Below are 23819 nucleotides of genomic sequence, written 5' to 3'. Positions count from 1 at the left end.
TTTTATGTGTATTATAGAAATTAAGAATTTAGAGCTTTTTTATGGAACTCATAGGGCTTTAAAAGACATAAATTTAAAATTTGAAAAAAATTCTGTTACTGCATTAATAGGACCTTCAGGTTGTGGAAAATCTACCTTTCTTAGAACCATTAACAGAATGAATGATTTAATAGATGGAGTTAAAATAAATGGTGAAGTTATATATGAAAATAATAATATATATGCGGAGCAGTGGGATGTTATAGAATTGAGAAAAAAAATAGGCATGGTATTTCAAAAACCTAATCCCTTTCCAATGAGTATTTATGATAATGTGGCATATGGTCCCAAAATACATGGAGTAAAAGACAAGAATAAATTGGATAGTATTGTAGAAAAAAGTTTAAAAGGGGCAGCACTTTGGGATGAAGCTAAAGATAGATTAAAGAAAAATGCATTAGGATTATCTGGAGGTCAACAGCAGAGATTGTGTATAGCTAGAACATTAGCAGTAGAGCCACAAGTTATATTAATGGATGAACCTACTTCAGCACTAGATCCCATATCTACATTGAAGGTTGAAGAATTAATGTCAGATTTAAAAAAAGAGTATACAGTTATAATAGTTACTCATAATATGCAACAGGCAGGAAGAATATCTGACAACACAGTATTTTTTTTAAATGGCGAAATAGTTGAATTTGGAAAAACTGAGGATATATTCTATAGACCTAGAGATAAAAGAACAGAAGATTATATAACCGGTAGATTTGGATAGAATATAATTATATGTGTTTTAAAGGAGAGGTGTATTTCATGGTGAGAGAGGTTTTTAAAGCTAAATTAGAAGAACTTCATAGAGATCTTTTGAGAATGGGAAGTGTGACAGAAAAACAAATTTCTTTGAGTATAGAAGGACTCATAAAGCAGGAGGAAGCTTTAGCAAAAAAAATAATTAAGGATGATGATATAGTAGACAATATGCAAAAAGAAATAGAGGATAAATGCATAAAATTAATTGCAATGCAGCAGCCATTGGCATCGGATTTAAGATATATATTTACTTCAACTAAAATAGTTACAGATTTAGAGAGAATAGCTGACCATGCAGTAGATATAGCAAAAATAACAATTAGGTTGAAAAATGAGGTTTATATAAAACAACTTATTGATATTCCCCAAATGGCAGAAATAGTGCAAGATATGTTGAGAGATTCACTGGATGCATATATTGAGCGAGATGTAGATAAGGCATATTCTGTTTGTAAATTAGATGATAAGGTAGATGCTATATATAAACAGGTCTTTAGTGAACTTTTAATTCTGATGATGAAGGATATAAAGACCATAAACCAAGCTACTCAGTTTCTATTCATATGTAAATACTTAGAGAGGATAGCGGATCATATAACCAATATATGTGAATGGACTATATATTTGGTTACAGGGGAACAGGTAGATTTAAATGAATAATTAAATATAAATTGCAAAAACTATTATAAAAAATATAGAGGGTAGTGTATATGAAGAAATATCTATGTATTATAATTAGTTTTTGCATTTTAGTATTTATAGGCTGTGGTTCACCAAAGAAAATTGAGCAAAGCAATAAAAAGGCTTTAATTATTTGCGAAAAATCCACTTATCCCATGGTAGCTGATTTAGTGGAAAATTATAATGCAAATAGTGAAGAAACTGCAGAAATTAAATTAGTAGAAAATGTTTTAGAGTTAAAGGAGGAAAAGAGTAAAGACTATGCAATAATAAGTTATGGAAATAAGAAACTACAAAAGTTAAATAAGAATCCTTTAGGTATTGATGCTGTAGCAATAGTAGTAGATAAAGAAAAGGGTATTCTCAATATAACAACTGAAGAGTTGAATAAAATATATAATGGAACTATAAATAACTGGAAAGACATTAGCAAAAATCAAGGTGAAATAAACATTTTAATTTTTAAGGGAATGGAAAAATTTTTAAGAATAGAAAATAAAGTACAATATATAGACGAGACCAAAGCATTAAATAAAGTAATGGATAAAGATAAAAATACCATAGCCTTTATTCCTAAAATGCAGTTAAGTGGTGATTTAACATATATTAAATTGGATAATGTAGAGTTGAATTCTAATAATATAAAAAATGGTTTGTACAAAATAACGCTTCCCATAAACATGTATTATAATCCTAAGTCTAAAGAAGCTTTAAGTGAATTTATAAAATATGTAAAAAGTGATAATGGCAAGAAAATTATAAAAAAGTATTGCGCTGATGCAGATAAAAACTCCTAACATAGGAGTTTTTATTAATCTAATGCTTAAGGTATCTAAATAAGGTACATGAAAAGAAATAACAAGTCAAAGATGCTAGTATAAACTAAAACATTGACGAAGAATGCTAATTAATGTATTATAACATAATAGATATTATTAACCTTTTGAGGAGGAAACTAAATATAAATGGAAAAAAATCAAATATTAAGGGTTCAACCTGGAGGAATAGCAGAAGAGGTAGGAATAGAACCAAACGACAAATTGTTAAGTATAAATGGTAATATAGTTAAGGATATAATTGACTACAAATTTTTAGTAACAGATGAATTTGTAACAATAGAAGTGGAAAAACAAAGTGGTGAAGTTTGGGAAATTGAAATAGAAAAAGGATATGATGAGGATTTAGGAATAGAATTTAAAGATTTTATTTTAGATAAACCTAGGAGTTGTCATAATAAATGTATGTTTTGTTTTATAGATCAACTTCCAACTGGAATGAGAAAAACTCTTTATTTTAAAGATGATGATTCAAGATTGTCTTTTTTTCAAGGTAATTTTGTAACTTTAACTAATATGAGTGATGAAGAAATAGATAGAATAATAAAATATAAAATAAGTCCTATAAATGTATCTGTACATACAACTAATCCTGAATTAAGAGCAAAAATGCTTAATAATAGATTTGCAGGAAGGTTATATGAAATAATGCAAAAAATGGCCAAGGCTAAAATAGAGATGAATTGTCAAATTGTTTCTTGTCCTGGTATAAATAATGGAAAAGAACTTATAAACACAGTGGAGGATTTATATAAATTATATCCACGGGTTAAAAGTGTTGCAGTGGTTCCAATAGGGATTACAAAGTTTAGAGAAAATCTATATCCATTAGAGATTTATTCTGAAGATACCGCTAGAGAAGAAATATTTAATATACAAAGAATACAAGAAAAATATATGAATGAAATAGGCAGTCCATTTGTAAGGCTATCTGATGAATTTTATGTGATGGCAGGCTTAGATGTACCTAAGGGTGAATTTTATGGGGAATACCCCCAGCTGGAAGATGGTGTGGGAATGATAAGACTCTTTAGAGAAAATATAGAAAAAACTCTTGAAAAACTAAATAAAAAACATAAAGGAAGTTTCACTATAATCACAGGAAAGTCTGCGTACAAAGAGATTTTAGAAGCCTCCATGAAAATAATGAAGTGCAATAGTAATATAAAAATTCATGTAAAGAAAATAATTAATCATTTCTTTGGTGAAACTATAACTGTAGCAGGTTTATTAACCGGTAAAGATATAATGGAACAAACCAAGGAAGAAGAGTTAGGTAAGTATATAATATTATCTGATAATACGCTCAGAAAAGGGTATGAATTAGAGCAGAATTCTGCTAAAGTATTATTGGATGATGTGACATTAGAGGACTTAGAAAGAAATTTTAATAGGAAAATAGTGATTTGTGATTACACAGGAGAAGATTTAATAGACATAATTAATAGTTACAGTGAGGAGGAATAGATATGTCAAAACCAATAGTTGCCATAGTAGGAAGACCAAATGTAGGAAAATCTACATTATTTAATAAGTTAGCTGGTGAGAGAATATCAATAGTAGATGATAAACCAGGGGTTACGAGGGATAGAATATACGCACAATCAGAATGGTTAAATAACAAATTTACTATAATAGATACAGGTGGAATAGAACCTGAAAGAGATGATATAATAGTTAAACAAATGAGAAGACAGGCCCAAATAGCTATAGAGACCTGTGATGTTATAATGTTTGTTGTGGATGGGAAAGAAGGACTTACTGCAGCGGATTATGAGGTAGGTCAAATGCTTAGAAAGAGCAAAAAACCTGTAGTATTAGTAGTTAATAAAATAGATAAAATTAGAGATGAAGACAATAAATACGAATTTTATAATTTAGGATTAGGTGAACCTAATGCTGTATCAGCTTCTCAAGCATTAGGTTTAGGAGATATGTTAGATGAAGTAATTGCTCATTTCCCAAAACTTGAAGATGAGGAAGAAGAAGATGAATTTATAAGAATAGCTTTTGTTGGAAAGCCTAATGTAGGAAAATCTTCTCTTATAAATAGAATATTAGGTGAAGAAAGAAATATTGTAAGTGATATACCAGGAACAACTAGAGATTCAGTTGATAGCTACATAGAAACAGGAGAAGGAAAATTTATATTAGTTGATACAGCTGGTATAAGAAGAAAGAGTAAAGTTAAAGAAGAGATAGAAAGATATAGTGTTATTAGATCTTTAACAGCGGTGGAAAAAGCAGATGTTTGTGTACTTATGATAGATGCAGAAGATGGAGTTAGTGATCAAGATGAAAAAATCATAGGATTTGCTCATGAAATGAATAAGGCTATAATGGTTATTGTAAATAAATGGGATTTAATTGAGAAAGACGATAAGACATTAAATAAATTCAAAATGGATTTCCAAACAAATTTATCATTTATACCTTATGCGCCATATTTATTTATTTCTGCTAAAACAGGACAAAGAACACAAAAGGTTTTAAATATGGCAAAAGAATGTTACAATAGTTACTGTAAGAGAATATCCACAGGGGTTTTAAATGAAGTGGTAAACAGAGCTGTATTAATGCAAGAACCTCCTATGGTTCTAGGAAAGAGACTAAAGATATACTATGCAACTCAAGTTAGCATTAAACCACCTACTTTTGTATTTTTTGTGAATGATGCTAGCACAGTACATTTTTCATATCGAAGATATTTAGAAAATCAATTAAGAGGAAGTTTTGAGTTTAATGGTACGGGTATAAAACTTATATTTAGAGAAAGGAAGGAATAAAATGGAACATATTACTTTCTTAGGAGGGGGAAGCTTTGGAACAGCATTGTCTGTGATGTTAGGCAAGAAAGGATTTAATGTTACTTTATGGGATAGAAAATCCAGTGTAGTTGAAGACATTAACATAAAGAGAGAAAATATAAGATATTTGCCTAATATTATAATACCTTCAAATGTACTTGCAACTAATGAGTTGAGAGATTCTATAGAGAAAAGCAAATATATAGTATTAGCTGTTCCTTCTCATGCAGTTAGACAGTTATGCAGAGAGATAAAGACCTTTGTCACTAAAGATAAAGTAATAATAAGTATAGCTAAGGGTATAGATGAAGAAAAGGGAGAAAGACTATCTCAAGTTATAAAAGGTGAATTGGATACAAAATCTGTAGTTATATTATCAGGCCCAAGTCACGCTGAAGAGGTAGCATTAGATATACCAACTACTGTAGTAGTTAGTTCAGAACATATGGATAGTGCTAGAGACGTACAAGAATTATTCACCACTAATAAATTTAGAGTGTATACAAATGATGATTTAATAGGTGTTGAAATAGGGGGAGCTGTAAAAAACATAATAGCCTTGGCTGCTGGAGTTTCTGATGGAGTTGGATATGGTGATAATACCAAAGCAGCACTTATGACTAGAGGTATGAGTGAAATAGTTAAAATAGGTACTAAATTAGGCGGAAAAAAAGAAACTTTTTATGGACTTGCAGGAATGGGAGATTTAATAGTTACTTGCACAAGTATGCATAGTAGAAATAGAAGAGCTGGAATACTGATAGGTAAGGGTCTCACTATGAAAGAAGCTTGCGATGAAGTTGGAATGGTAGTAGAAGGAGTAAAGGCTTGCAGAGCCTTTTATAATCTAAGCTGTAGATTAAAAGTTTCCATGCCTATTACAGAAATATTATATCAGGTTCTATTTCAAAGAAAAGACGTTAAATATGGTGTATATGAACTTATGACTAGAGATAAAAAAGATGAGATATAGATGAGAGTATTTAAAAAGCTTACATTAGATAAAAAATATCTAATGTAAGCTTTTTTGTAATATTTTAAATATTGGGTAATATATATATATTGTTAATATGTAAATAATGGGAGGGTATAACTTGGAAAACTTCGATATATATAAAGATATTGCTGAAAGAACCCAAGGGGATATATATGTAGGGGTAGTAGGACCCGTAAGAACAGGTAAGTCTACTTTTATTAAGAGATTTATGGAACTGATGGTACTACCTAATATAACTAATCCTCATAAAAAGGGTAGAGCAAAAGATGAACTCCCTCAAAGTGGTTCGGGAAAGTCTATTCATACAATGGAGCCTAAATTTGTGCCTAATGAAGCGGTGGATATAAACATAAATGATAATACGAAATTTAAAGTAAGGATGGTAGATTGTGTAGGGTATATAGTAGAGGGTGCATTAGGCTATATGGAAAATGAAACACCTAAGATGGTGACTACTCCATGGTATGATTATGAAATCCCTTTTGAGGAAGCAGCGGAAATTGGAACAAAAAAAGTTATAAATGAACATTCTACCATAGGATTGGTGGTAACTACTGATGGATCAATTACAGACATAACTAGAGAAGAATATGTAAAGGCAGAAGAGAGAGTAATAAATGAACTCAAATCTATAAACAAGCCTTTTATAGTTGTTTTAAATACTAAGAATCCTTATGATCCTGAAACTATAGAACTACGAAAAACATTAGAAGGAAAGTATGATGTTCCAGTTCAAATAGTAGATGTATTGAATATGAAGGATGAAGATATAAAAAACATATTGGAAAGAGTATTAAAAGAATTTCCTGTAAAAGAAATAAATGTAGATATGCCAGAATGGATAGAAAAATTACAGCCTAGTCATTGGTTAAAGATAAACTTCATAAATCTAGTAAAGGATATGTGTAAGAACATATACAAGATTAGGGATATTAGAAAATCTATATCAGATTTTAGTAAAATTGAATTTTTAGATAGTTCAAATTTAATGGAAATAAATATGGGTGAGGGAACAGCTAGACTAGAATTGAATCCTAAAAGAGATCTTTTTTATAAGATATTGGGAGAAAAGTGTAATAGGGATATAACAGGTGAAAATGAATTATTGGATATAATAGAGAATTTATATAGGGCAAAGGTGGAATATGATAAAGTATCTGAAGCGCTTAATGATGTAAAGGAAACAGGTTATGGATTGGTTGCTCCTCAGCTAGATGAAATGAAATTAGAGGAACCAGAAATTGTTCAACAAGGTGGAAGATATGGAGTTAAATTAAAAGCTAGTGCTCCATCCTTACATTTCATAAAAGCAGATATAAATACAGAAATTTCACCAATAATGGGTACGGAAAAGCAAAGTGAAGAATTGGTTAAGTCTATTTTAGAACAATTTGAAAATGACCCTTCGAAAATATGGCAAAGCAATATGTTTGGAAAGTCCATAGAGGTACTTGTAAAAGATGGTCTTCAAAAGAAATTATATAAAATGCCAGAGGACGTGCAAATGAAATTACAAAAAACTTTAGAAAAAATAATAAATGAAGGAAATGGAAATCTAATATGCATAATACTATAAAAATATTAAACAGGCTGATTTAAATCAGCCTGTAATTTTAGTTTTTACTTAAAAACAGAAACAGCATATAATTAAAATAAATATTATGAACCATATGCAAGAACAACCACATCCTAACCAGAACATATGCAGCTCTCCTTTCCTTAATTTTTATAAAATAAGGAGAGAAAGATTTCCTCAATACATTCTATTATAAATGCAGTTGTTTTGTTACTATGAATCTTTTGAATTAGTTTTATGAATGTTTTCCCTTTCATCAAGAAGGGATTTTATTTTGGAATTATAATCATCTATAATAGAGTTGATTTTTAAGTTATAATCTTTTTCTAATTGTAAAACCTCTCTTTCTTTTTCTATAATAAGTTTATCTTTCATGGTTTCTAGAGCTTTTTTATTTTCATCCATAATTATTTTTATATTTTTTTCTAAAGAAGATATTTGATAATCCTTCTTTAATAGTTTTTCTTTATTTTCTTCAGAAAGTTTTTCTAAGGAAGATTTTAAAGCATCATTATTATTTTTTAAATTATCTATATACTGCTTATCTTTTATGGATTCTTCTGAAATTTTCTTGAAATCATTTAACTGCTGGGAAAAATCATACAATTTTTCATTATATTCTTTTATAAGAAGTTTATTGCTGTTATTAATATCTTCTAGAGAAGAGATTTTATTTAACATTTCTTCCTTAGAAGATTTAATCAGTTCTAATTCTTTATTTAGTTTATTATTTTTATCCTGATAACACTTTAAATCTTCTTTTAAAGAAAGTATTTTTTCCTCTTGAATTTTTAATTGATTTTCATATATTTCATTATTTGAATTTTTTATATTATCTATTCTATGGGCTAAATTTATATATATACTATTCATTCTAGAAGTTAAATATTGCAGTTCTACAATGTCCTGGGCTATCTCAGGAGTAGATTTTTTTGTATTTTCCATTTCATAAATATTAACAAGATTTTGCATGAAGTCCTTGCCTTGCATGCCTGAGTCTTTAATTATTTTAGTTAATTTTTGTTTTAATTCTTCATTTACCTTTACTCCAAATGTTACATCAGCCATTTAAATCACCTCTTTAGTTTATTACTCAACTTTCGCATATAATTTTTAGGATTAACATTATATAAATGGAAAAAATACAAGTATTAATTTTAAAGGCTAATAATCATTCGTAAAATGATCATTACTTATATTCTTTCTTATTTATAATAAAAAAGAGAATTGTGATTTTATAACTACGAAGGTTGGATACTTAATAATTATAGCATATTAGTTTATGAATAATAACTAAATTACTTCAAATAATACTAATAGATACTACTATACTATTGGGAGGGATATATATGGATTTAAGTACAAAGGATGTATTAAAGAAAAAAATATTAGATGCACAAGAAAATGTAAGAGATTATCAAATGCATTCGTATAATGTTGAGGATAAGGACGTGGCTTCTCTTTTTAAAGAATTTGCAGAAGAATCTGCAATGCAAGCTAAAAGAATGCAAGAAGTATTAACTAAATTTTAGGTAGATATTAGGTTTTTGTAACCATTTATAAAATTAAAAATAAAATATAGTAAGGGAAGAATTTTAAGGAGATGGAAATTTGAGTAGATTTAAAAATTACGGATTATGGCTTTCTATCTTTGCATTTATTCCTTTACTTTTAGAGAGTTTTGGGTTAGGAGTAGTTCCCCAAAATTATAGCGAGGTAGTTAATTCATTTTTAGGAATTTTAGTTATAGCAGGTATATTAAATAATCCTAGTACCCAAAACAAAGGATATCTTGATGATGGATTCGATGACGAAACTGAAAGTGAAAAAGAAAAGTCAAGTAAAGACTAAACTCAATTTTTAAAAGCTAAGTTAAATTTAACTTGGCTTTTTTTTATTTTATGATGTATTTATGATAAAAATATTGTAAAATAAATTTGTACAGAAGGAATTCTTTCAAAATTGAATTTACAACATATTTGGGGGGAAAACATTATGAAAAAAGTAGCAGTAGTATTTAATGGAGGAACTATTTCAATGAAAGTGGATCCTAGAATTCAAGCAGCGGTTCCAACTTTGAGTGGAGATGAAATTCTTCATATGGTTACAGGCATAGAGGAACATGCAGAAATAGAATCTTCAACTTTTTCAAGCTTACCAGGGCCGCATATGACACCTGAAAAGATGATGGAATTATCAAAATACGTTAGAAAGCTTTTAAAAAGAGAGGAAATATGCGGAGTTGTTGTTACTCATGGAACAGATACTCTAGAAGAAACAGCATATTTCTTAGATTTAACTATTAAGAGTGAAAAACCTGTGGTAGTTACAGGATCTATGAGAAATAGTTCAGAACTGGGATATGATGGACCAGCAAATTTAGCTGCTTCTATTTGCACTATAATAAGTGATGAGGCTAAAAATAAAGGTGTTATGGTATGTTTAAATGATGAACTTCATTGTGCTAGTGAAGTTACAAAATCACATACAATGCATTTGAATACTTTTCAAACACCAGAGTTTGGACCAATCGGTATTATAGACAGTAATAGAGCTATATTTTATAGGGATGCATTGAAGAAACAATACATAAATACAGATGAAATAGAATCTAATGTAGATTTAATTAAAGCTGTAGCAGGCATGGATGGTAAACTTATAGATTTTTGCGTTGAAAACGGATGTAAGGGTTTAGTAGTCGAAGGTATGGGGAGAGGAAATATTCCGCCTAAAATGGCTGAAGCGGTGGAAAGAGCTATAAAAAAAGACGTAGCTGTGGTATTAGTTTCTAGATGCTTTAAAGGAAGAGTTATGGATTCTTATGGTTATCCAGGTGGAGGAAAAATGCTTAGAAATATGGGGGTTATATTTGGAGATGACTTGCCAGGACAAAAAGCTAGAATAAAATTAATATTAGCTCTAGGAAAAACGAATAATATTGATGAAGTTAGAAATATATTTGAAAAAGATTTGTATTAATACCGAACTATAAATAAAATAAAATAAAAATTATTCGTATAATTTATTGACTAAATTAGTATAAGATGATATTATGTTCTTGTAAAGCTATTGTAAATAAATTATTAGTAACTCATATAATTCTGATAATATGGATCAGAAGTTTCTACCAGATACCGCAAATATCTGACTATGGGCCAATCAACTAAAGTTACTTTATTTTTATATGAAAAGTAGCCTCTTAAGGATTGCTCATATCTTTAAGAAGCTGCTTTTTTATTTGGTATTTATAAATTAAAATTATTTAGGGGGTACAATAATGGAAGAGTTTTTTAAACTAAAAGAAAATGGCACTGACGTAAAAAAAGAAGTCATAGCCGGCATAACTACATTTTTAACCATGGCATATATAATTGCTGTAAATCCTGGCATACTTAGTGCTACAGGTATGCCAATGGGGGCACTTGTAACAGCAACATGTTTAGCAGCTGGTGTTACTACTATTTTAATGGGTTTATATGCAAACTTACCATTTGCATTGGCTTCAGGTATGGGATTAAATGCTTTTTTTGCCTATACAGTATGTGGAAACATGGGTGTTGATTGGACTGTAGCCTTAACAGCAGTATTTTTAGAAGGTATTATTTTTATTATTCTTTCATTAACAAAAGTAAGAGAAGCAGTAGTTAATGCTATTCCAAATACCTTAAAGATAGCAGTTACTGGTGGTATAGGATTATTTATAGCATTTATAGGATTTGCTAACGCAGGAATGGTTGTAAAAAATCCTAATACTTTTGTTTCCATAGGAAATTTTACAAGTCCTACAGTGTTAATAGCAGTAATAGGAATAGTAATAATAGTAGCCCTTTCAAGTAAAAATGTTAAGGGAGCTATACTATGGGGGATATTAGTAAGTTCTGTTTGTGCTTGGATATATGCAGCACTTCAACCTAAAGCAGCAGCTTACTATGGAATATCATCTTTCCCAAGCAAAATATTTGCATTTCAATCTTTAAATGATATAGCATTTAAGTTAAGTTTTAAAGGTATAAGTAATTGGTCTTTTATTACAGTAATGTTGACTTTCTTATTTGTTGACTTCTTTGATACTGTTGGAACTTTGGTAGGAGTTGCATCAAAAGTTGGTATGGTAGATAAAGATGGAAAAGTACCAAGGGCAGGAAAAGCTTTATTGGTAGATGCTGTAGGAACAACTTTTGGAGCTTTATTAGGTACATCAACTGTAACTACTTACGTAGAAAGTTCAGCGGGAGTAGCAGAAGGAGGAAGAACAGGTCTTACTTCTGTAGTAACAGGAATATTATTCTTACTAGCTATGTTTTTATCACCTTTATTCATAGCAATACCATCTTGTGCTACAGCACCGGCTTTAATAATAGTGGGATTCTTCATGGTAGAAAATATAGTTAAAATAAACTTTGCAGATTTTACAGAAGGAATTCCAGCATTTTTAACTATAGCATTAATGCCATTAACCTATAGCATAGGAGATGGATTGACTATTGGAGTATTAGCTTATGTGATATTAAACATTGTAAACAATATATTTAATAAGGAAAATAAGAAAAAAATATCTATTGTTATGTATATTCTTGCTATTCTATTTATAGCTAAATTAATAGCTACAGGCATATAAAAATATAATAATGGATTGAAGTATGTGTGGTTAATAACGCAATTTTTTCAAGAACTCTTACTTTTTATCTATTAGTTCTTACTTAAATAACAAATTCCAATTTTACATTTTTATTTTATAGCAGGGAAAGTTGAATTAATAAAAAATTATAGTCACTACTAAAATTTATTTTTGGTAGTGGCTTGTTTATTTATAAATATATAGGCTCCAGAGTATGTAACAGTTATTTGTGTATATGAATAAAATAATAAAAAGTTATATATGGAGGAGTAGGGATGAAAATAAATAATAGATTGTATAGGATAGGAAATTATGAGTTTAAATCTATAGGTGAACTAAAAAAAGAACTTATTGAAAAAGGAGAAGAAATAATAGATTTATCTATTGGAGATCCTGATTTGCCAGTACATGAAAGCATAGTAAATTCTCTAATAAAAAATATTAAAATGAAAGATTATAATAAATATCCACCTTATGAAGGGGTACAAGAACTAAAAAAGGCAGTTATAAAATATTATAAAAAAGTATACAATGTAAATTTAAATACTGAAGAGGTTGTTATATTAATAGGCTCAAAAGAAGGAATAAGTAAAATAATTCCTGCAGTTTGCGATGTGGGAGATAGTATGATAATAACTGATCCGTCTTATCCGGCATATTTGAATAATGCATATTTATGGGGGGTAATACCAGAGATAGTACCATTGAAAAGGGATATGGACTATTTGCCAGATATAAGTTCTATTCCTAAAAACATAATTAACAAAAGCAAGTTATTTATGATAAATTATCCTAACAACCCTACAGGAGCTTTAGCAAATGAGAATTTTTACAGGGAATTAGTAAATATGTGTTATAATAATAATATAGTATTGTGCAATGATAATGCTTATGGAGAGATAATTGAACAGGGAGAAAAAAATATAAGCTTATTGCAATTTGATAAAGCAAAGCAATGTATTGAATTTGGTACCATGTCAAAAACCTACAATATGACGGGATTTAGGATAGCCTATGTTGTTGGAAATCCAAAGATTTTGAAAGAACTTTTAAGGGTTAAGGCCATTATGGACTCAGGGCAGTATATTCCAATACAGTTAGCGGCAGTAGAGGGATTAAAATTGAATAGGGAATATATAGATAATATGAGAAAAATTTATGATATAAGAAGAAAAACTGCTAAGGAGCTACTTGAAGCATATGGTATAGAGTATTATGATGGTAAAGGTACTTTTTATATATGGTGCCAAACTCCTAAAAAATACTCTACCTATGAATTTTGTAGGGAACTTATATATAAATGCAATTTAATAGTAACTCCAGGTTATGCTTTTGGGAACTTAGGTTATGATTATTTTAGAATAGCTTTAACGGGAGAAAAAGAAATTATAGAAAAAGCATTGAAAAACTTAAAAAAAATGAAATAAATTTACGTATTTAATTTTTTACTTGAAATTCGAGGTTATATATATGTATAATAATTAGTATGAATTGATTACCATCGGAAGGATGAATAATATGATAAAGAGTATGACTGGTTTTGGAAGAGCTACTTCTCAAGGGAAGAATAGAAGTTTTGATGTGGAGATAAAAACAGTTAATCACAGATATCTTGACGTGAATATTAGGCTTCCTAAAAGCTTATTATCACTGGAAGAAAATATAAGGAAGCTTGTAAGTGAAAGGTTAAAAAGAGGAAAAGTAGATTTATTTATAACACAAAATATGCTTCAAAAAGAAGATTTAGAAGCAAAGTTCAATAAAAAATTAGCTGATAGCTATGTGAGATGTTTAGAAGATATAAAAGAAACATACAGTGTTAGAGATGATATTTCAGTATCTTTAATTGCTAAATTTTCTGATGTTATATCTTTGGAATATAAGGAGGAAGATTTGGAAGAGATTTGGGGTGACTTAAAAGAACCTTTAGAGGCAGCTTTGAATCTTCTTGTGGAAATGAGAATAAGAGAAGGAGAAAAATTAAAAGAAGATATAATATCCAGATGCAAAAATATAAAAATTATGGTAGAGTCTATAGCAAAACGAGCACCACAGATACCTATAGAATATAAAGAAAAACTTCAGAATAGATTAAAAGAGTTAATGGATGAACATTCTGTAGATGAAGGAAGACTTGCTATGGAAGTAGCCCTTTTTGCTGATAAGGCATGTATAGATGAAGAAATAGTTAGATTAAATAGCCATATAGCACAGGTGAAAGCTACTTTACAATTAGACGAAGCTGTAGGAAGAAAATTAGATTTTATTGTACAAGAAATGAATAGGGAAACAAATACCATAGGCTCTAAAGCTAATGACCTTGAAATATGTAATTTAGTATTAAATATGAAAAGTGAAATAGAAAAAATAAGAGAACAAATTCAAAATGTAGAATAAATTTTAGGAGGATTCACATGAATATTAAACTTATAAACATAGGATTTGGAAATATAGTTTCAGCAAATAGATTGGTTGCTATTGTAAGCCCAGAGTCAGCACCAATTAAAAGAATAATACAAGAAGCTAGAGACAGAGGAATGCTTATAGATGCCACATACGGTAGAAGAACAAGAGCTGTAATAATAACAGATAGTGATCATGTAATATTATCAGCAGTTCAGCCAGAAACAGTTGCACACAGATTATCAGCTAAAGAAGAGGACTCTATTGAAGAGGTTGAGGAATAATGGATTCAAAGGGTCTTTTGATAGTAATTTCAGGACCTTCAGGTACTGGAAAAGGTACTATTTGTAAGGAATTTTTAAAGAGAAATGATTTTTGGCTATCAGTTTCTGCTACTACTAGATCTCCTAGAAAAGGAGAACAACATGGGAAAGAATACTATTTTTTAAGTAAAGATGAGTTTGAAGGTAAAATTAAAGAGGATGATTTCCTAGAATATGCCCATGTATATAATAATTATTATGGTACACCTAAATCTAATGTTATAGAAAAATTAGAAAAAGGGAAAGATGTAATATTAGAGATAGATATTCAAGGAGCTATAAATGTAAAGAAAGCTTATAAGGAAGCAATACTTATATTTATATTACCTCCTTCCTATGAGGAACTTAAAAATAGAATAGTTAACAGGGGCACAGAAACTGAAGAATCTTTAAAAACTAGATTAGAATCAGCAAATAGGGAAATAGAGTGTTCAAGGGAGTATGATTATATAGTATTAAATGATACTGTTGAGGCAGCTGTAAGAAGAGTTGAAAGTGTAGTTTTAGCTGAAAAGTGCAAATTGAAAAATATGCAATCATTAATTTGCGATAAATTTTTAATTAAAAACCAATAAGGAGTGATTCACATGAGTAAGAAAGGAATATCGATGATAAACCCACCTATTATAGATTTATTAAAAAAGGTTGATAATAGATATTCATTAATTATAGCAACTTCAAGAAGAGCAAGGCAAATAATAGATGGTGATAAACCATTGCTAGATACAGATTCTAACAAACCTGTAACTATTGCTATTAACGAAATAGATGGCGATATGATAACAATAGAAGAAGGGAAAGAAGGAATAAAGTAAATGAGCAGTAAAAAAACTATAGTACTAGGGGTAACAGGAGGAATAGCCGTATATAAAGCACTAGATGTGATTAGCAGACTTAGGAAGAAAGATATTCAAGTGCATGTAATAATGACTAAATCCGCCTGTGAATTTGTTAATCCCTTAAGCTTTCAAGCTTTAAGTGGAAATATGGTAATAAATGATATGTTTAAAGAACCTAAACAGTGGGAGATACAACATATATCCCTAGCAAAAAAAGCAGATTTAGTTGCTATAGTACCAACTACTGCTAATATTATAGGAAAAGTTGCAAATGGTATAGCAGATGATATGCTTTCAACTACCATAATGGCAACAACAGCACCAGTGGTTTTTGCTCCTGCTATGAACACCAATATGTATAAAAATCCAATTGTACAGGATAATATTAAAAAGTTAAAGGATTTTGGCTATAAATTTATTCAACCTGAAAGTGGAAGACTTGCATGTGGCGATATGGGAGAAGGAAAATTAGCAGATACAGAATTAATAGCAGAAATATTAAATTCTATGTTAAATTCTCCAAAAGATATGTTAGATAAAAAAGTATTAGTTACAGCGGGACCTACTATAGCACCAATAGATCCAGTGAGATTTATTACCAATAGATCCAGTGGCAAAATGGGTTATGCTATAGCTAAGGAGGCTAGAGATCGTGGTGCAGAAGTTACTCTTATTTCAGGGCCTACTGCTTTGAAAGTTCCTCATGGGGTAAACTTTATTTCTGTGAAAACTAACGAAGAAATGCTAAAGGCAGTTTTGGACAACTTTGATGAAAATCATATAGTGGTTAAGTCTGCCGCAGTAGCTGATTATAAGCCAGAAGTTTATCAAAGTCAAAAGATAAAGAAAAAAGGAGATAAGCTTTCCTTAAACTTAATAAAAGATACAGACATATTAAAAAAATTAGGTGAAATAAAAAAGGAGCAAACATTAATAGGCTTTGCTGCTGAAAGTCAAGATTTAATATGTAATGCGCAAGGTAAATTAGAAAACAAGAACTTAGATTATATAGTGGCCAATGACATAAGTTGTAATGATACAGGATTTAGTGCTGAAGATAATAGGGTTACGATTTTATGCAAAAACGGAGATGTATTGAGATTAGAAAAAATGTCAAAACGATCCGTGGCAAAGGAATTATTTAATTTGATAAATAAAAAGCGCTAATGCGCTTTTTTCATTATATTCACAAAAGGGTGATAAGGTGTATAAGTATGCTGGTGTTATTGTAGATAATGAATCAGAACAAGTAGATAGAGTGTTTACATATGCTATTCCAGAAAAAATTATTAGTAAAATGCAAAAGGGATTACGTGTAAAAGTTCCTTTTGGAAGAGGCAACAGAGTATTAGATGCTTATATAATTCAATTATATGAAGCTTTAGACAAGGATATAAAAGGAATAAAGTATATTAAGAACGTATGTGATAGTTATCCTTTGTTAAGTTTAAAAGATTTAGAGCTTATAGAGAAAATGAAAAATAAATATATTTGTACTTATTTAGAATGTATAAAAACAATTATTCCAAGTGGAATAATTAAGGGCATAGGGAATAAAACTAATAATGTAATATTCTTAGGAAATCCTTTGAATGAAAAATTTAATAAAAAACCATATAGCCATATATATGATGTGGTTAAAAATAATAATGGAAGATTTAATAAAACTCTACTAAGCAATAAATTTTCATTATCTTTATCATCCATAAATACTATGATAAAACATGGCTTTTTATTGCAAAAAGAAATTATAGTCAACAGATATAATCAAAGGGAATATGAAATTTATAAAGAAAAACAATTAAATAAATTTCAAATAGATGCTGTAGAGACAATATTAAATTCATCGAAAAAAATGTCGCTAATCCATGGAGTCACTGGTAGTGGAAAGACTGAAATATATATGCACTTAGTTAGCAATATGATAAAAGAAAATAAAGATTCTATAATATTGGTCCCAGAAATATCCTTAACGCCGCAAATGGTGGAAAGGTTTAAAGGGAGATTTGGGAAAGACATAGCAGTATTCCATAGTAAACTATCCCCAGGGGAAAGAATGGATGAATGGATAAGAGTAAAAAATAAGGAGGTTAAAGTAGCAGTAGGAGCTAGATCAGCTCTATTTTTACCCTTTTCCAACTTAGGACTTATTGTAATTGATGAAGAACATGAATCAAGCTATAAGTCAGAAAGTTCTCCAAAATATAATGCGGTAGAAATAGCTGAGTTAATTAGTGAAATAAATAATTGTAAAGTTGTATTAGGCTCTGCTACTCCTAGTATAAATACTTATTATAAAGCTGTAAGTGGAGAAATTAATCTTATTACTATAAACAAAAGGGTAGATGGGGCTGATTTCCCAGAAATAAAAATTGTAGACATGAGAGAGGAATTATTAAATAATAATAGGACTATATTTAGTAGAGAACTTTTTTATAGTATAAAAGATAGAATTCATAAAAAGGAACAGATTATACTATTTTTAAATAGAAGAGGATTTTCAACTTTTATATCCTGTAGAGCCTGTGGCTATGTTTTTAAATGTCCAAACTGTGATATATCTCTTACTTATCATCAGGAAAGTTCTCATTTGAATTGTCATTACTGTGGAAGTAATGTTAAAGCACCTAGTACATGTCCTCAATGTGGGAGTAAATATGTTAAATATTTTGGTATAGGTACAGAAAGAGTGGAAAGAGATATTAAAAAATTCTTTCCAAAAGCTAGAACATTGAGGATGGATTTCGATACTACTAGAAAGAAAAATTCCTATGAATATATTTATGAAAACTTTAAAAATAAAAATGCAGATATTTTAATAGGAACGCAAATGATAGCAAAAGGATTGGATTTTGAGAATGTAACTTTAGTTGGAATAATAGCTGCTGACTTGTCCTTAAATATGCCTGATTTTAGAGCTAACGAAAAAACTTTTCAAATAGTAACTCAAGTTTCAGGTAGAGCGGGTAGGGGAGTAAAACCTGGGAAAGTAGTTATACAAACCTATAGTCCTGAAAATTATAGTATACAATATGCAGCATCTCATGACTACATTGGATTTTATGAAAAAGAAATATCCTTAAGGAGAGATATGAAATATCCTCCTTTTACAGATATATTATGTATAAATATGAGCAGTGAGAAGGAAGATATTTTAATAAAAAATATACAAAATGTTGGCATATATTTAAACAAAATGTTAGAGAATTATGATAAAATTAATTTATTAGGTCCCTGTCCTTGTGCACTTACAAAAATAAAGAATAATTATAGGTGGCAGATAATACTTAAAGGTGAAGTAAATGTGGATTTAGGGAAAAAAGTTAAGAATATGGTTTATGAATTAATTAAAGAAGATTATAATAATATAAGAATTAATATAGATATAAATCCAAATAATATGCTTTAAAAATAGAGAGGGGTTTTAAAAATGGCTTTAAGAAATATAAGAATAGAAGGCGACGAAATATTAAGAAAGAGATGTAGAAAGGTTGATAATATAGATAAAAGACTTTTAACATTAATTGAAGATATGAAGGAAACTATGTATAAAGCAGATGGAGTGGGGCTAGCTGCACCTCAAATAGGTATTTTAAAAAGAATGGCTGTAATAGATATTGGTGAAGGACCTATAGTTATAATAAATCCTGAAATAATAGAAACAAAAGGTAGTTATATTGATATAGAGGGATGCTTAAGCATCCCTGGAAGACAGGGAACTGTAGAGAGACCTGAAAAAGTTAAAGTAAAAGCTTTAAATGAAAGAGGAGAAGAAATAATAATAGAAGGTGAAGGACTTTTGGCTAGAGCATTTTGTCATGAAATAGATCACTTAGATGGAATATTATTTGTAGATAAAACAATTGAAGAGGGTGTAATAGAACAATGAATATAGTATTTATGGGAACACCAGATTTTTCTGTACCTTCACTTAAGGCTTTAATAGAGAATTATGATGTGAAAGCAGTATTCACTCAACCAGATAGACCAAAAGGAAGAGGAAATAAATTAACTATGTCAGCGGTTAAACAGGTGGCCTTGGAAAATGGTATTCCAGTTTATCAGCCTCATAACTTAAAAAAGGAAAAAGATATTATTGAAAAATTAAGGGATATAGAACCAGATTTTATAATAGTAGTTGCCTTTGGTCAAATTTTATCTAAGGAAGTTTTAGAAATTCCTAAATATGCCTGTATAAATTTGCATGCATCATTGCTGCCTAAATATAGAGGGGCGGCTCCAATTAATTTTGCTATAATAAATGGTGAAAAGAAAAGCGGAAACACTTCTATGATCATGGGAGAAGGTTTAGATACAGGAGATATGCTTCTTAAACAAGAAGTAGAAATAGGAAAGGATATGACAGCTGGGGAATTACACGATATTTTAAGCCAGAAAGGTGCCGGCCTTTTAATAGATACTATAAATAATTTTTCAGATATAAAAAGAGAAAAACAAGATGATTCTCTTAGTTGCTATGCCTCAATGATGAGTAAAGATATGGCAAAAATAAATTGGAGTAGAAAAGCTGAAGATATTAACAATTTAATAAGAGGATTAAATCCAAGGCCTATTGCTTTTACTAATTATGAGGATAAAGTTATGAAAATATATAAAGCTCAGGTTATAAATAAGAAAATTTCAGAAGAACCAGGACGTATATTGAAAGTTTCTAAAGAAGGTATAGAAGTTGCTTGTGGAGAAAATACTTTACTTATAGAGAAAGTTCAATTTCCAGGTAAAAAGCCCATGGTTGTAAATGAATATATTAGAGGAAATGAAATAAAAGAAGGAATGTTTCTTAAGTAAAAAATAGAATAAAGTAAAGAATATTTTTAAAGTAAGGAATTAATATTTGAATTTATGAGAGGTGATTATATGTTTTGGTATGACAGTACTATGATAATACTTTTACCAGCTATAATAGTAACATTTTGGGCTCAAACTAAGATAAACACTACTTTTGCAAAGTATTCACGAATATCCAGTAAAAATGGATATACAGGGGCTGAAGTAGCTAGGATGCTTTTGGATTCAGAGGGATTATTCCATATACCAGTGGAAATGGTTAATGGCAAATTAACAGATCACTATGATCCTAAAAATAAAGTTATGAGATTGTCTCAAGAGGTTTATGGGGGAACTTCAGTGGCTGCCATAGGAGTAGCTGCTCATGAAACTGGTCATGCAATACAGCATAAAGAAAATTATTATCCACTTACCCTTAGAAATTCGATAGTGCCAATAGCTACCATAGGTTCTAATGCATCATGGATATTGTTTGTATTAGGTATATTTTTAGGATTACAACCTTTGGTTAACTTTGGTGTAATTCTTTTTAGTGGAGTTGTTTTATTTCAAATAGTTACTTTACCGGTAGAATTTAATGCTTCTAGTAGAGCACTAAAGGTTTTAGGTAATAGAGGAATATTATATGAAGAAGAACTAAATGGAGCAAAAAAAGTACTAAGTGCTGCCGCAATGACTTATGTAGCTGCTGCTTTAATGGCAGTTTCACAATTGCTAAGGTTATTTATATTAAGTAGAAGAAATGATTAAAAAGAGGTTAAATATGAATAGTAGAGAAATAATAGTAAATATATTAGGACAAATTTTTAATGAAAAAGCTTATTCAAATATAGTTTTAAATAAAACTTTAAATAAATTACAGATAGAAGCTAAAGATAAGTCTTTTATAACAGAAGTGGTTTATGGAACAGTTAAATATAAATATACTATAGATGTTATATTGGATCATTATATAAAAAGAGGGTTGAAGAGTGTAGATCCATATGTGTTGAATGTTCTAAGAAGTTCTATATATCAAATCAGGTATCTAAGTAAGGTACCTGATTTTGCAGTAGTAAATGAGGCAGTAGAACTTTCTAAAAAGCATTCTTCAGGTAAAACATCTAAATTTGTAAATGGTGTTTTAAGAAGTTATTTGAGAAATAAAGATGTGGAATACATAAAAGGAAGTGTAGAGGAACTCCTAGCTTTTAAATATTCTTTTCCAAAGTGGCTTGTAAAATTCTTTATGAATGATTTTGGAAAGGAAGAGTGTGAAAAAATTCTAAAAGGATTAAACCAAGTGCCAGGTGTAACTGTAAGAGTGAATAATATAAAAAGTTCTTATGAACAAGTGTATGATGAATTATTGAAGCTAGGATATACCGTAGAAGAAGGAGAAATTTGTCCAGAAGCATTGCGTATAATAAAAGGAAAAAGTATAGAGAATAATCCTCTTTTTAAGGAAGGATGCATAACTGTTCAAGATGAAAGTGCTATGTTGGTAGGTACAGTGATGGATTTAGAAGAAAATATGACAGTTATAGATCTATGCAGTGCACCAGGTGGAAAAACTACGCATATAGCTGAAATTATGAATAATACTGGAAAAATATTGGCTTTTGATGTGCATGAAAATAAGTTAAAATTAATTAAAGATAACAGTCAAAGACTAGGCATTAATAATATTGAGGTGGGAGTTTCAGATGCGTCAGAATTTCACGAAGAATTAGTAGGAGTAGCTCATAGGGTTCTTATGGATGTGCCTTGTTCAGGGCTTGGAATAATAAGGAAAAAGCCTGAAATAAAGTGGAATAAAAATAAAAACGAATTGAAGGAACTAGTAAAGATACAAAGAAATATATTGAAAAATGGAAGTAGATATTTAAAAAAAGGCGGAATACTTTTATACTCTACTTGTACTTTAAATAAAGAAGAAAATGAAAGAAATATTAAATGGTTTTTAAAAGAAAATCCAGAATTTAAACTAGAAAATATATACTTTGGAGATTTAGATAATTTAATTTACCACAAGGAAGGTTATGTATCTATACTTCCAAATAAATATATGGATGGTTTCTTTATAGCTAAATTAAAAAAAAGTTAGTAGGTGTATAAAAATGAAAAATATTTTAGAGCTAGATATGGAAGCATTAAAGTTATGGATGGAGCAAAACGGAGAAAAATCATTTAGAGCAAAACAAGTATTTCAATGGATTTATAAGGGCGTTTTTAATTTTAAAGATATGAAAAATATATCTACAAATACATTAGAACATCTAGAAAAGTATTTTTATATAGGTATACCCAAAGTTGTTACAAAACTAGTTTCAAAAGATGAAGATACAGTTAAATTTCTATTTGCTTATGAAGACGGAAACTTAATTGAAAGCGTTGTAATGAAATATAAACATGGAAATTCCATATGTGTTTCCACTCAAGTAGGATGTAGAATGGGATGTAAGTTTTGTGCATCTACTATTGAAGGCATGGTTAGAAATCTTTCTTCAGGTGAAATTCTAGCTCAGATTTTAAAGGCGCAAGAAGAAATAGGTGAGAGAATTTCTAATGTGGTGCTTATGGGCAGCGGAGAACCTTTAGATAATTACGAAAATGTAATTAAATTCATAAAAGAAATTAACAAAAGTGAAGGGTTGAATATAGGGCAAAGACATATTACTCTTTCTACTTGTGGCATAGTTCCAAAAATAAGGGAATTAGCTCATGAGAATCTTCAGATAACGTTAGCTATTTCACTTCATGCACCTAATGATAATCTTAGAAGACAAGTTATGCCTATAGCCAATAAATACTCTATAAATGAAATATTAGATGTGTGTAAATACTATATTAGGAAGACCAATAGAAGGATAAGTTTTGAGTATGCTTTAGTAAAAGGTTTTAATGATAGTATGGAGCAGGGTAAGGAACTTAGTGATATATTAAGTGGAATATTATGCCATGTTAATTTAATACCTGTAAATGAGATAAAAGAAAATACCTTAAAAAAATCTTCATCTGATAATATAATAAATTTTAAGAATATTTTATGTAAAAATGGCATAGAAACTACTATTAGAAGAGAGATGGGCTCTGATATAGATGCTGCATGTGGTCAATTAAGAAGGCATTATTTAAATAATTAATTGGGGTGATAAT

General features: G+C 29.5%; 24 protein-coding genes and 1 riboswitch. Of the genes, 23 read left to right on the top strand and 1 reads right to left on the bottom strand.

Features of this window, described 5'->3' with window-relative positions; all coding sequences use genetic code 11:
* Positions 1-4: 4 nt before the first annotated feature.
* The 7 genes from pstB (at position 5) to spoIVA (ending at position 7689) form a co-directional block, all read left to right on the top strand.
* Positions 5-757: a phosphate ABC transporter ATP-binding protein PstB gene (pstB, locus tag CC89_RS07370; protein WP_035290764.1), complete on the top strand. Its 753-nt coding sequence runs from the start codon at positions 5-7 to the stop codon at positions 755-757.
* A gap of 38 nt (positions 758-795) precedes the next feature.
* Positions 796-1452 carry a phosphate signaling complex protein PhoU gene (gene phoU / locus CC89_RS07365; RefSeq protein WP_035290761.1) on the top strand — a complete coding sequence of 219 codons (657 nt, stop codon included), beginning with the start codon at positions 796-798 and terminating at the stop codon, positions 1450-1452.
* 50 nt (positions 1453-1502) lie between these two features.
* The gene (locus tag CC89_RS07360; RefSeq protein ID WP_035290759.1) at positions 1503-2270 is read left to right on the top strand and encodes a substrate-binding domain-containing protein; all 768 of its coding nucleotides are present in this window, start codon (positions 1503-1505) and stop codon (positions 2268-2270) included.
* A gap of 168 nt (positions 2271-2438) precedes the next feature.
* Positions 2439-3776: a radical SAM protein gene (locus CC89_RS07355; RefSeq protein WP_035290757.1), complete on the top strand. Its 1338-nt coding sequence runs from the start codon at positions 2439-2441 to the stop codon at positions 3774-3776.
* A 2-nt stretch (positions 3777-3778) separates the two neighbouring features.
* Positions 3779-5095 carry a ribosome biogenesis GTPase Der gene (gene der, locus CC89_RS07350; RefSeq protein ID WP_035290755.1) on the top strand — a complete coding sequence of 439 codons (1317 nt, stop codon included), beginning with the start codon at positions 3779-3781 and terminating at the stop codon, positions 5093-5095.
* Between the two features lies 1 nt (position 5096).
* On the top strand, positions 5097-6089 hold the full coding sequence (locus CC89_RS07345) for an NAD(P)H-dependent glycerol-3-phosphate dehydrogenase (protein ID WP_035290753.1): 993 nt from the start codon (positions 5097-5099) through the stop codon (positions 6087-6089).
* Positions 6090-6210: 121 nt separating this feature from the next.
* Positions 6211-7689: a stage IV sporulation protein A gene (gene spoIVA / locus CC89_RS07340; protein WP_035290751.1), complete on the top strand. Its 1479-nt coding sequence runs from the start codon at positions 6211-6213 to the stop codon at positions 7687-7689.
* A gap of 213 nt (positions 7690-7902) precedes the next feature.
* Here spoIVA and CC89_RS07335 read toward each other — a convergent pair whose 3' ends face one another.
* Entirely contained in the window at positions 7903-8757 is an 855-nt protein-coding gene (locus CC89_RS07335) for a coiled-coil domain-containing protein (protein WP_035290749.1), read from the bottom strand.
* Between the two features lie 281 nt (positions 8758-9038).
* On the opposite strand from CC89_RS07335, the gene CC89_RS07330 reads away from it, so the two are divergent.
* From CC89_RS07330 to rlmN, 16 genes are all read left to right on the top strand, one after another.
* Positions 9039-9221, top strand: coding sequence for a hypothetical protein (locus CC89_RS07330; RefSeq protein ID WP_035290747.1), 183 nt, complete (start codon positions 9039-9041; stop codon positions 9219-9221).
* Between the two features lie 79 nt (positions 9222-9300).
* Positions 9301-9540, top strand: coding sequence for a holin (locus CC89_RS07325; RefSeq protein ID WP_035290744.1), 240 nt, complete (start codon positions 9301-9303; stop codon positions 9538-9540).
* A gap of 144 nt (positions 9541-9684) precedes the next feature.
* A complete protein-coding gene (locus tag CC89_RS07320) occupies positions 9685-10668 on the top strand; it encodes an asparaginase (RefSeq protein ID WP_035290741.1) in 984 nt (327 codons plus the stop codon).
* A 92-nt stretch (positions 10669-10760) separates the two neighbouring features.
* Positions 10761-10860: riboswitch (purine riboswitch) on the top strand.
* Positions 10861-10966: 106 nt separating this feature from the next.
* The gene (locus CC89_RS07315; RefSeq protein WP_035290740.1) at positions 10967-12307 is read left to right on the top strand and encodes an NCS2 family permease; all 1341 of its coding nucleotides are present in this window, start codon (positions 10967-10969) and stop codon (positions 12305-12307) included.
* 275 nt (positions 12308-12582) lie between these two features.
* Entirely contained in the window at positions 12583-13734 is a 1152-nt protein-coding gene (locus tag CC89_RS07310) for an aminotransferase class I/II-fold pyridoxal phosphate-dependent enzyme (RefSeq protein ID WP_035290738.1), read from the top strand.
* 91 nt (positions 13735-13825) lie between these two features.
* A complete protein-coding gene (locus CC89_RS07305) occupies positions 13826-14704 on the top strand; it encodes a YicC/YloC family endoribonuclease (protein WP_035290737.1) in 879 nt (292 codons plus the stop codon).
* A gap of 17 nt (positions 14705-14721) precedes the next feature.
* Complete coding sequence (gene remA / locus CC89_RS07300; protein ID WP_035290736.1) at positions 14722-14994, top strand: extracellular matrix/biofilm regulator RemA; 273 nt, start codon at positions 14722-14724, stop codon at positions 14992-14994.
* On the top strand, positions 14994-15608 hold the full coding sequence (gene gmk, locus CC89_RS07295) for a guanylate kinase (protein ID WP_035290735.1): 615 nt from the start codon (positions 14994-14996) through the stop codon (positions 15606-15608). Before remA ends, gmk begins: the two co-directional genes overlap by 1 nt.
* A 12-nt stretch (positions 15609-15620) precedes the next feature.
* The gene (gene rpoZ / locus CC89_RS07290) at positions 15621-15848 is read left to right on the top strand and encodes a DNA-directed RNA polymerase subunit omega (protein WP_035290732.1); all 228 of its coding nucleotides are present in this window, start codon (positions 15621-15623) and stop codon (positions 15846-15848) included.
* Entirely contained in the window at positions 15849-17039 is a 1191-nt protein-coding gene (gene coaBC, locus CC89_RS07285; RefSeq protein ID WP_035290728.1) for a bifunctional phosphopantothenoylcysteine decarboxylase/phosphopantothenate--cysteine ligase CoaBC, read from the top strand.
* Positions 17040-17076: 37 nt separating this feature from the next.
* Positions 17077-19281, top strand: a complete 2205-nt coding sequence (priA, locus tag CC89_RS07280) for a primosomal protein N' (RefSeq protein ID WP_035290726.1) — start codon at positions 17077-17079, stop codon at positions 19279-19281.
* Between the two features lie 21 nt (positions 19282-19302).
* Positions 19303-19761, top strand: a complete 459-nt coding sequence (def, locus tag CC89_RS07275; protein WP_035290724.1) for a peptide deformylase — start codon at positions 19303-19305, stop codon at positions 19759-19761.
* Positions 19758-20681 (top strand): methionyl-tRNA formyltransferase, encoded by a 924-nt coding sequence (fmt, locus tag CC89_RS07270; RefSeq protein WP_035290722.1) that lies wholly within the window; start codon positions 19758-19760, stop codon positions 20679-20681. Before def ends, fmt begins: the two co-directional genes overlap by 4 nt.
* 69 nt (positions 20682-20750) lie before the next feature.
* Positions 20751-21431, top strand: a complete 681-nt coding sequence (locus tag CC89_RS07265; protein ID WP_035290720.1) for a zinc metallopeptidase — start codon at positions 20751-20753, stop codon at positions 21429-21431.
* 13 nt (positions 21432-21444) lie between these two features.
* Complete coding sequence (gene rsmB, locus CC89_RS07260) at positions 21445-22767, top strand: 16S rRNA (cytosine(967)-C(5))-methyltransferase RsmB (protein ID WP_035290719.1); 1323 nt, start codon at positions 21445-21447, stop codon at positions 22765-22767.
* A 13-nt stretch (positions 22768-22780) separates the two neighbouring features.
* Positions 22781-23806, top strand: coding sequence for a dual-specificity RNA methyltransferase RlmN (gene rlmN, locus CC89_RS07255; RefSeq protein WP_035290718.1), 1026 nt, complete (start codon positions 22781-22783; stop codon positions 23804-23806).
* Positions 23807-23819 lie beyond the last annotated feature (13 nt).

It is taken from the genome of Clostridium sp. KNHs214, assembly GCF_000744935.1.
Lineage (GTDB): Bacteria > Bacillota > Clostridia > Clostridiales > Clostridiaceae > Haloimpatiens.
Note: the sequence above shows the minus strand (reverse complement) of the source record. Positions and strands in the feature narration are given on the sequence as shown.

Bases quoted from the DNA above. Each gene is read 5' to 3' on its own strand.
- coaBC (WP_035290728.1), top strand. From the start codon at position 15,849: ATGAGCAGTAAAAAAACTATAGTACTAGGGGTAACAGGAGGAATAGCC.
- CC89_RS07330 (WP_035290747.1), top strand. From the start codon at position 9,039: ATGGATTTAAGTACAAAGGATGTATTAAAGAAAAAAATATTAGATGCA.
- CC89_RS07310 (WP_035290738.1), top strand. From the start codon at position 12,583: ATGAAAATAAATAATAGATTGTATAGGATAGGAAATTATGAGTTTAAA.
- CC89_RS07335 (WP_035290749.1), bottom strand. From the start codon at position 8,757: ATGGCTGATGTAACATTTGGAGTAAAGGTAAATGAAGAATTAAAACAA.
- rlmN (WP_035290718.1), top strand. From the start codon at position 22,781: ATGAAAAATATTTTAGAGCTAGATATGGAAGCATTAAAGTTATGGATG.
- CC89_RS07305 (WP_035290737.1), top strand. From the start codon at position 13,826: ATGATAAAGAGTATGACTGGTTTTGGAAGAGCTACTTCTCAAGGGAAG.
- CC89_RS07320 (WP_035290741.1), top strand. From the start codon at position 9,685: ATGAAAAAAGTAGCAGTAGTATTTAATGGAGGAACTATTTCAATGAAA.
- gmk (WP_035290735.1), top strand. From the start codon at position 14,994: ATGGATTCAAAGGGTCTTTTGATAGTAATTTCAGGACCTTCAGGTACT.
- CC89_RS07355 (WP_035290757.1), top strand. From the start codon at position 2,439: ATGGAAAAAAATCAAATATTAAGGGTTCAACCTGGAGGAATAGCAGAA.
- def (WP_035290724.1), top strand. From the start codon at position 19,303: ATGGCTTTAAGAAATATAAGAATAGAAGGCGACGAAATATTAAGAAAG.
- CC89_RS07360 (WP_035290759.1), top strand. From the start codon at position 1,503: ATGAAGAAATATCTATGTATTATAATTAGTTTTTGCATTTTAGTATTT.
- fmt (WP_035290722.1), top strand. From the start codon at position 19,758: ATGAATATAGTATTTATGGGAACACCAGATTTTTCTGTACCTTCACTT.
- CC89_RS07345 (WP_035290753.1), top strand. From the start codon at position 5,097: ATGGAACATATTACTTTCTTAGGAGGGGGAAGCTTTGGAACAGCATTG.
- rsmB (WP_035290719.1), top strand. From the start codon at position 21,445: ATGAATAGTAGAGAAATAATAGTAAATATATTAGGACAAATTTTTAAT.
- CC89_RS07315 (WP_035290740.1), top strand. From the start codon at position 10,967: ATGGAAGAGTTTTTTAAACTAAAAGAAAATGGCACTGACGTAAAAAAA.
- remA (WP_035290736.1), top strand. From the start codon at position 14,722: ATGAATATTAAACTTATAAACATAGGATTTGGAAATATAGTTTCAGCA.
- CC89_RS07265 (WP_035290720.1), top strand. From the start codon at position 20,751: ATGTTTTGGTATGACAGTACTATGATAATACTTTTACCAGCTATAATA.
- pstB (WP_035290764.1), top strand. From the start codon at position 5: ATGTGTATTATAGAAATTAAGAATTTAGAGCTTTTTTATGGAACTCAT.
- rpoZ (WP_035290732.1), top strand. From the start codon at position 15,621: ATGAGTAAGAAAGGAATATCGATGATAAACCCACCTATTATAGATTTA.
- phoU (WP_035290761.1), top strand. From the start codon at position 796: ATGGTGAGAGAGGTTTTTAAAGCTAAATTAGAAGAACTTCATAGAGAT.
- der (WP_035290755.1), top strand. From the start codon at position 3,779: ATGTCAAAACCAATAGTTGCCATAGTAGGAAGACCAAATGTAGGAAAA.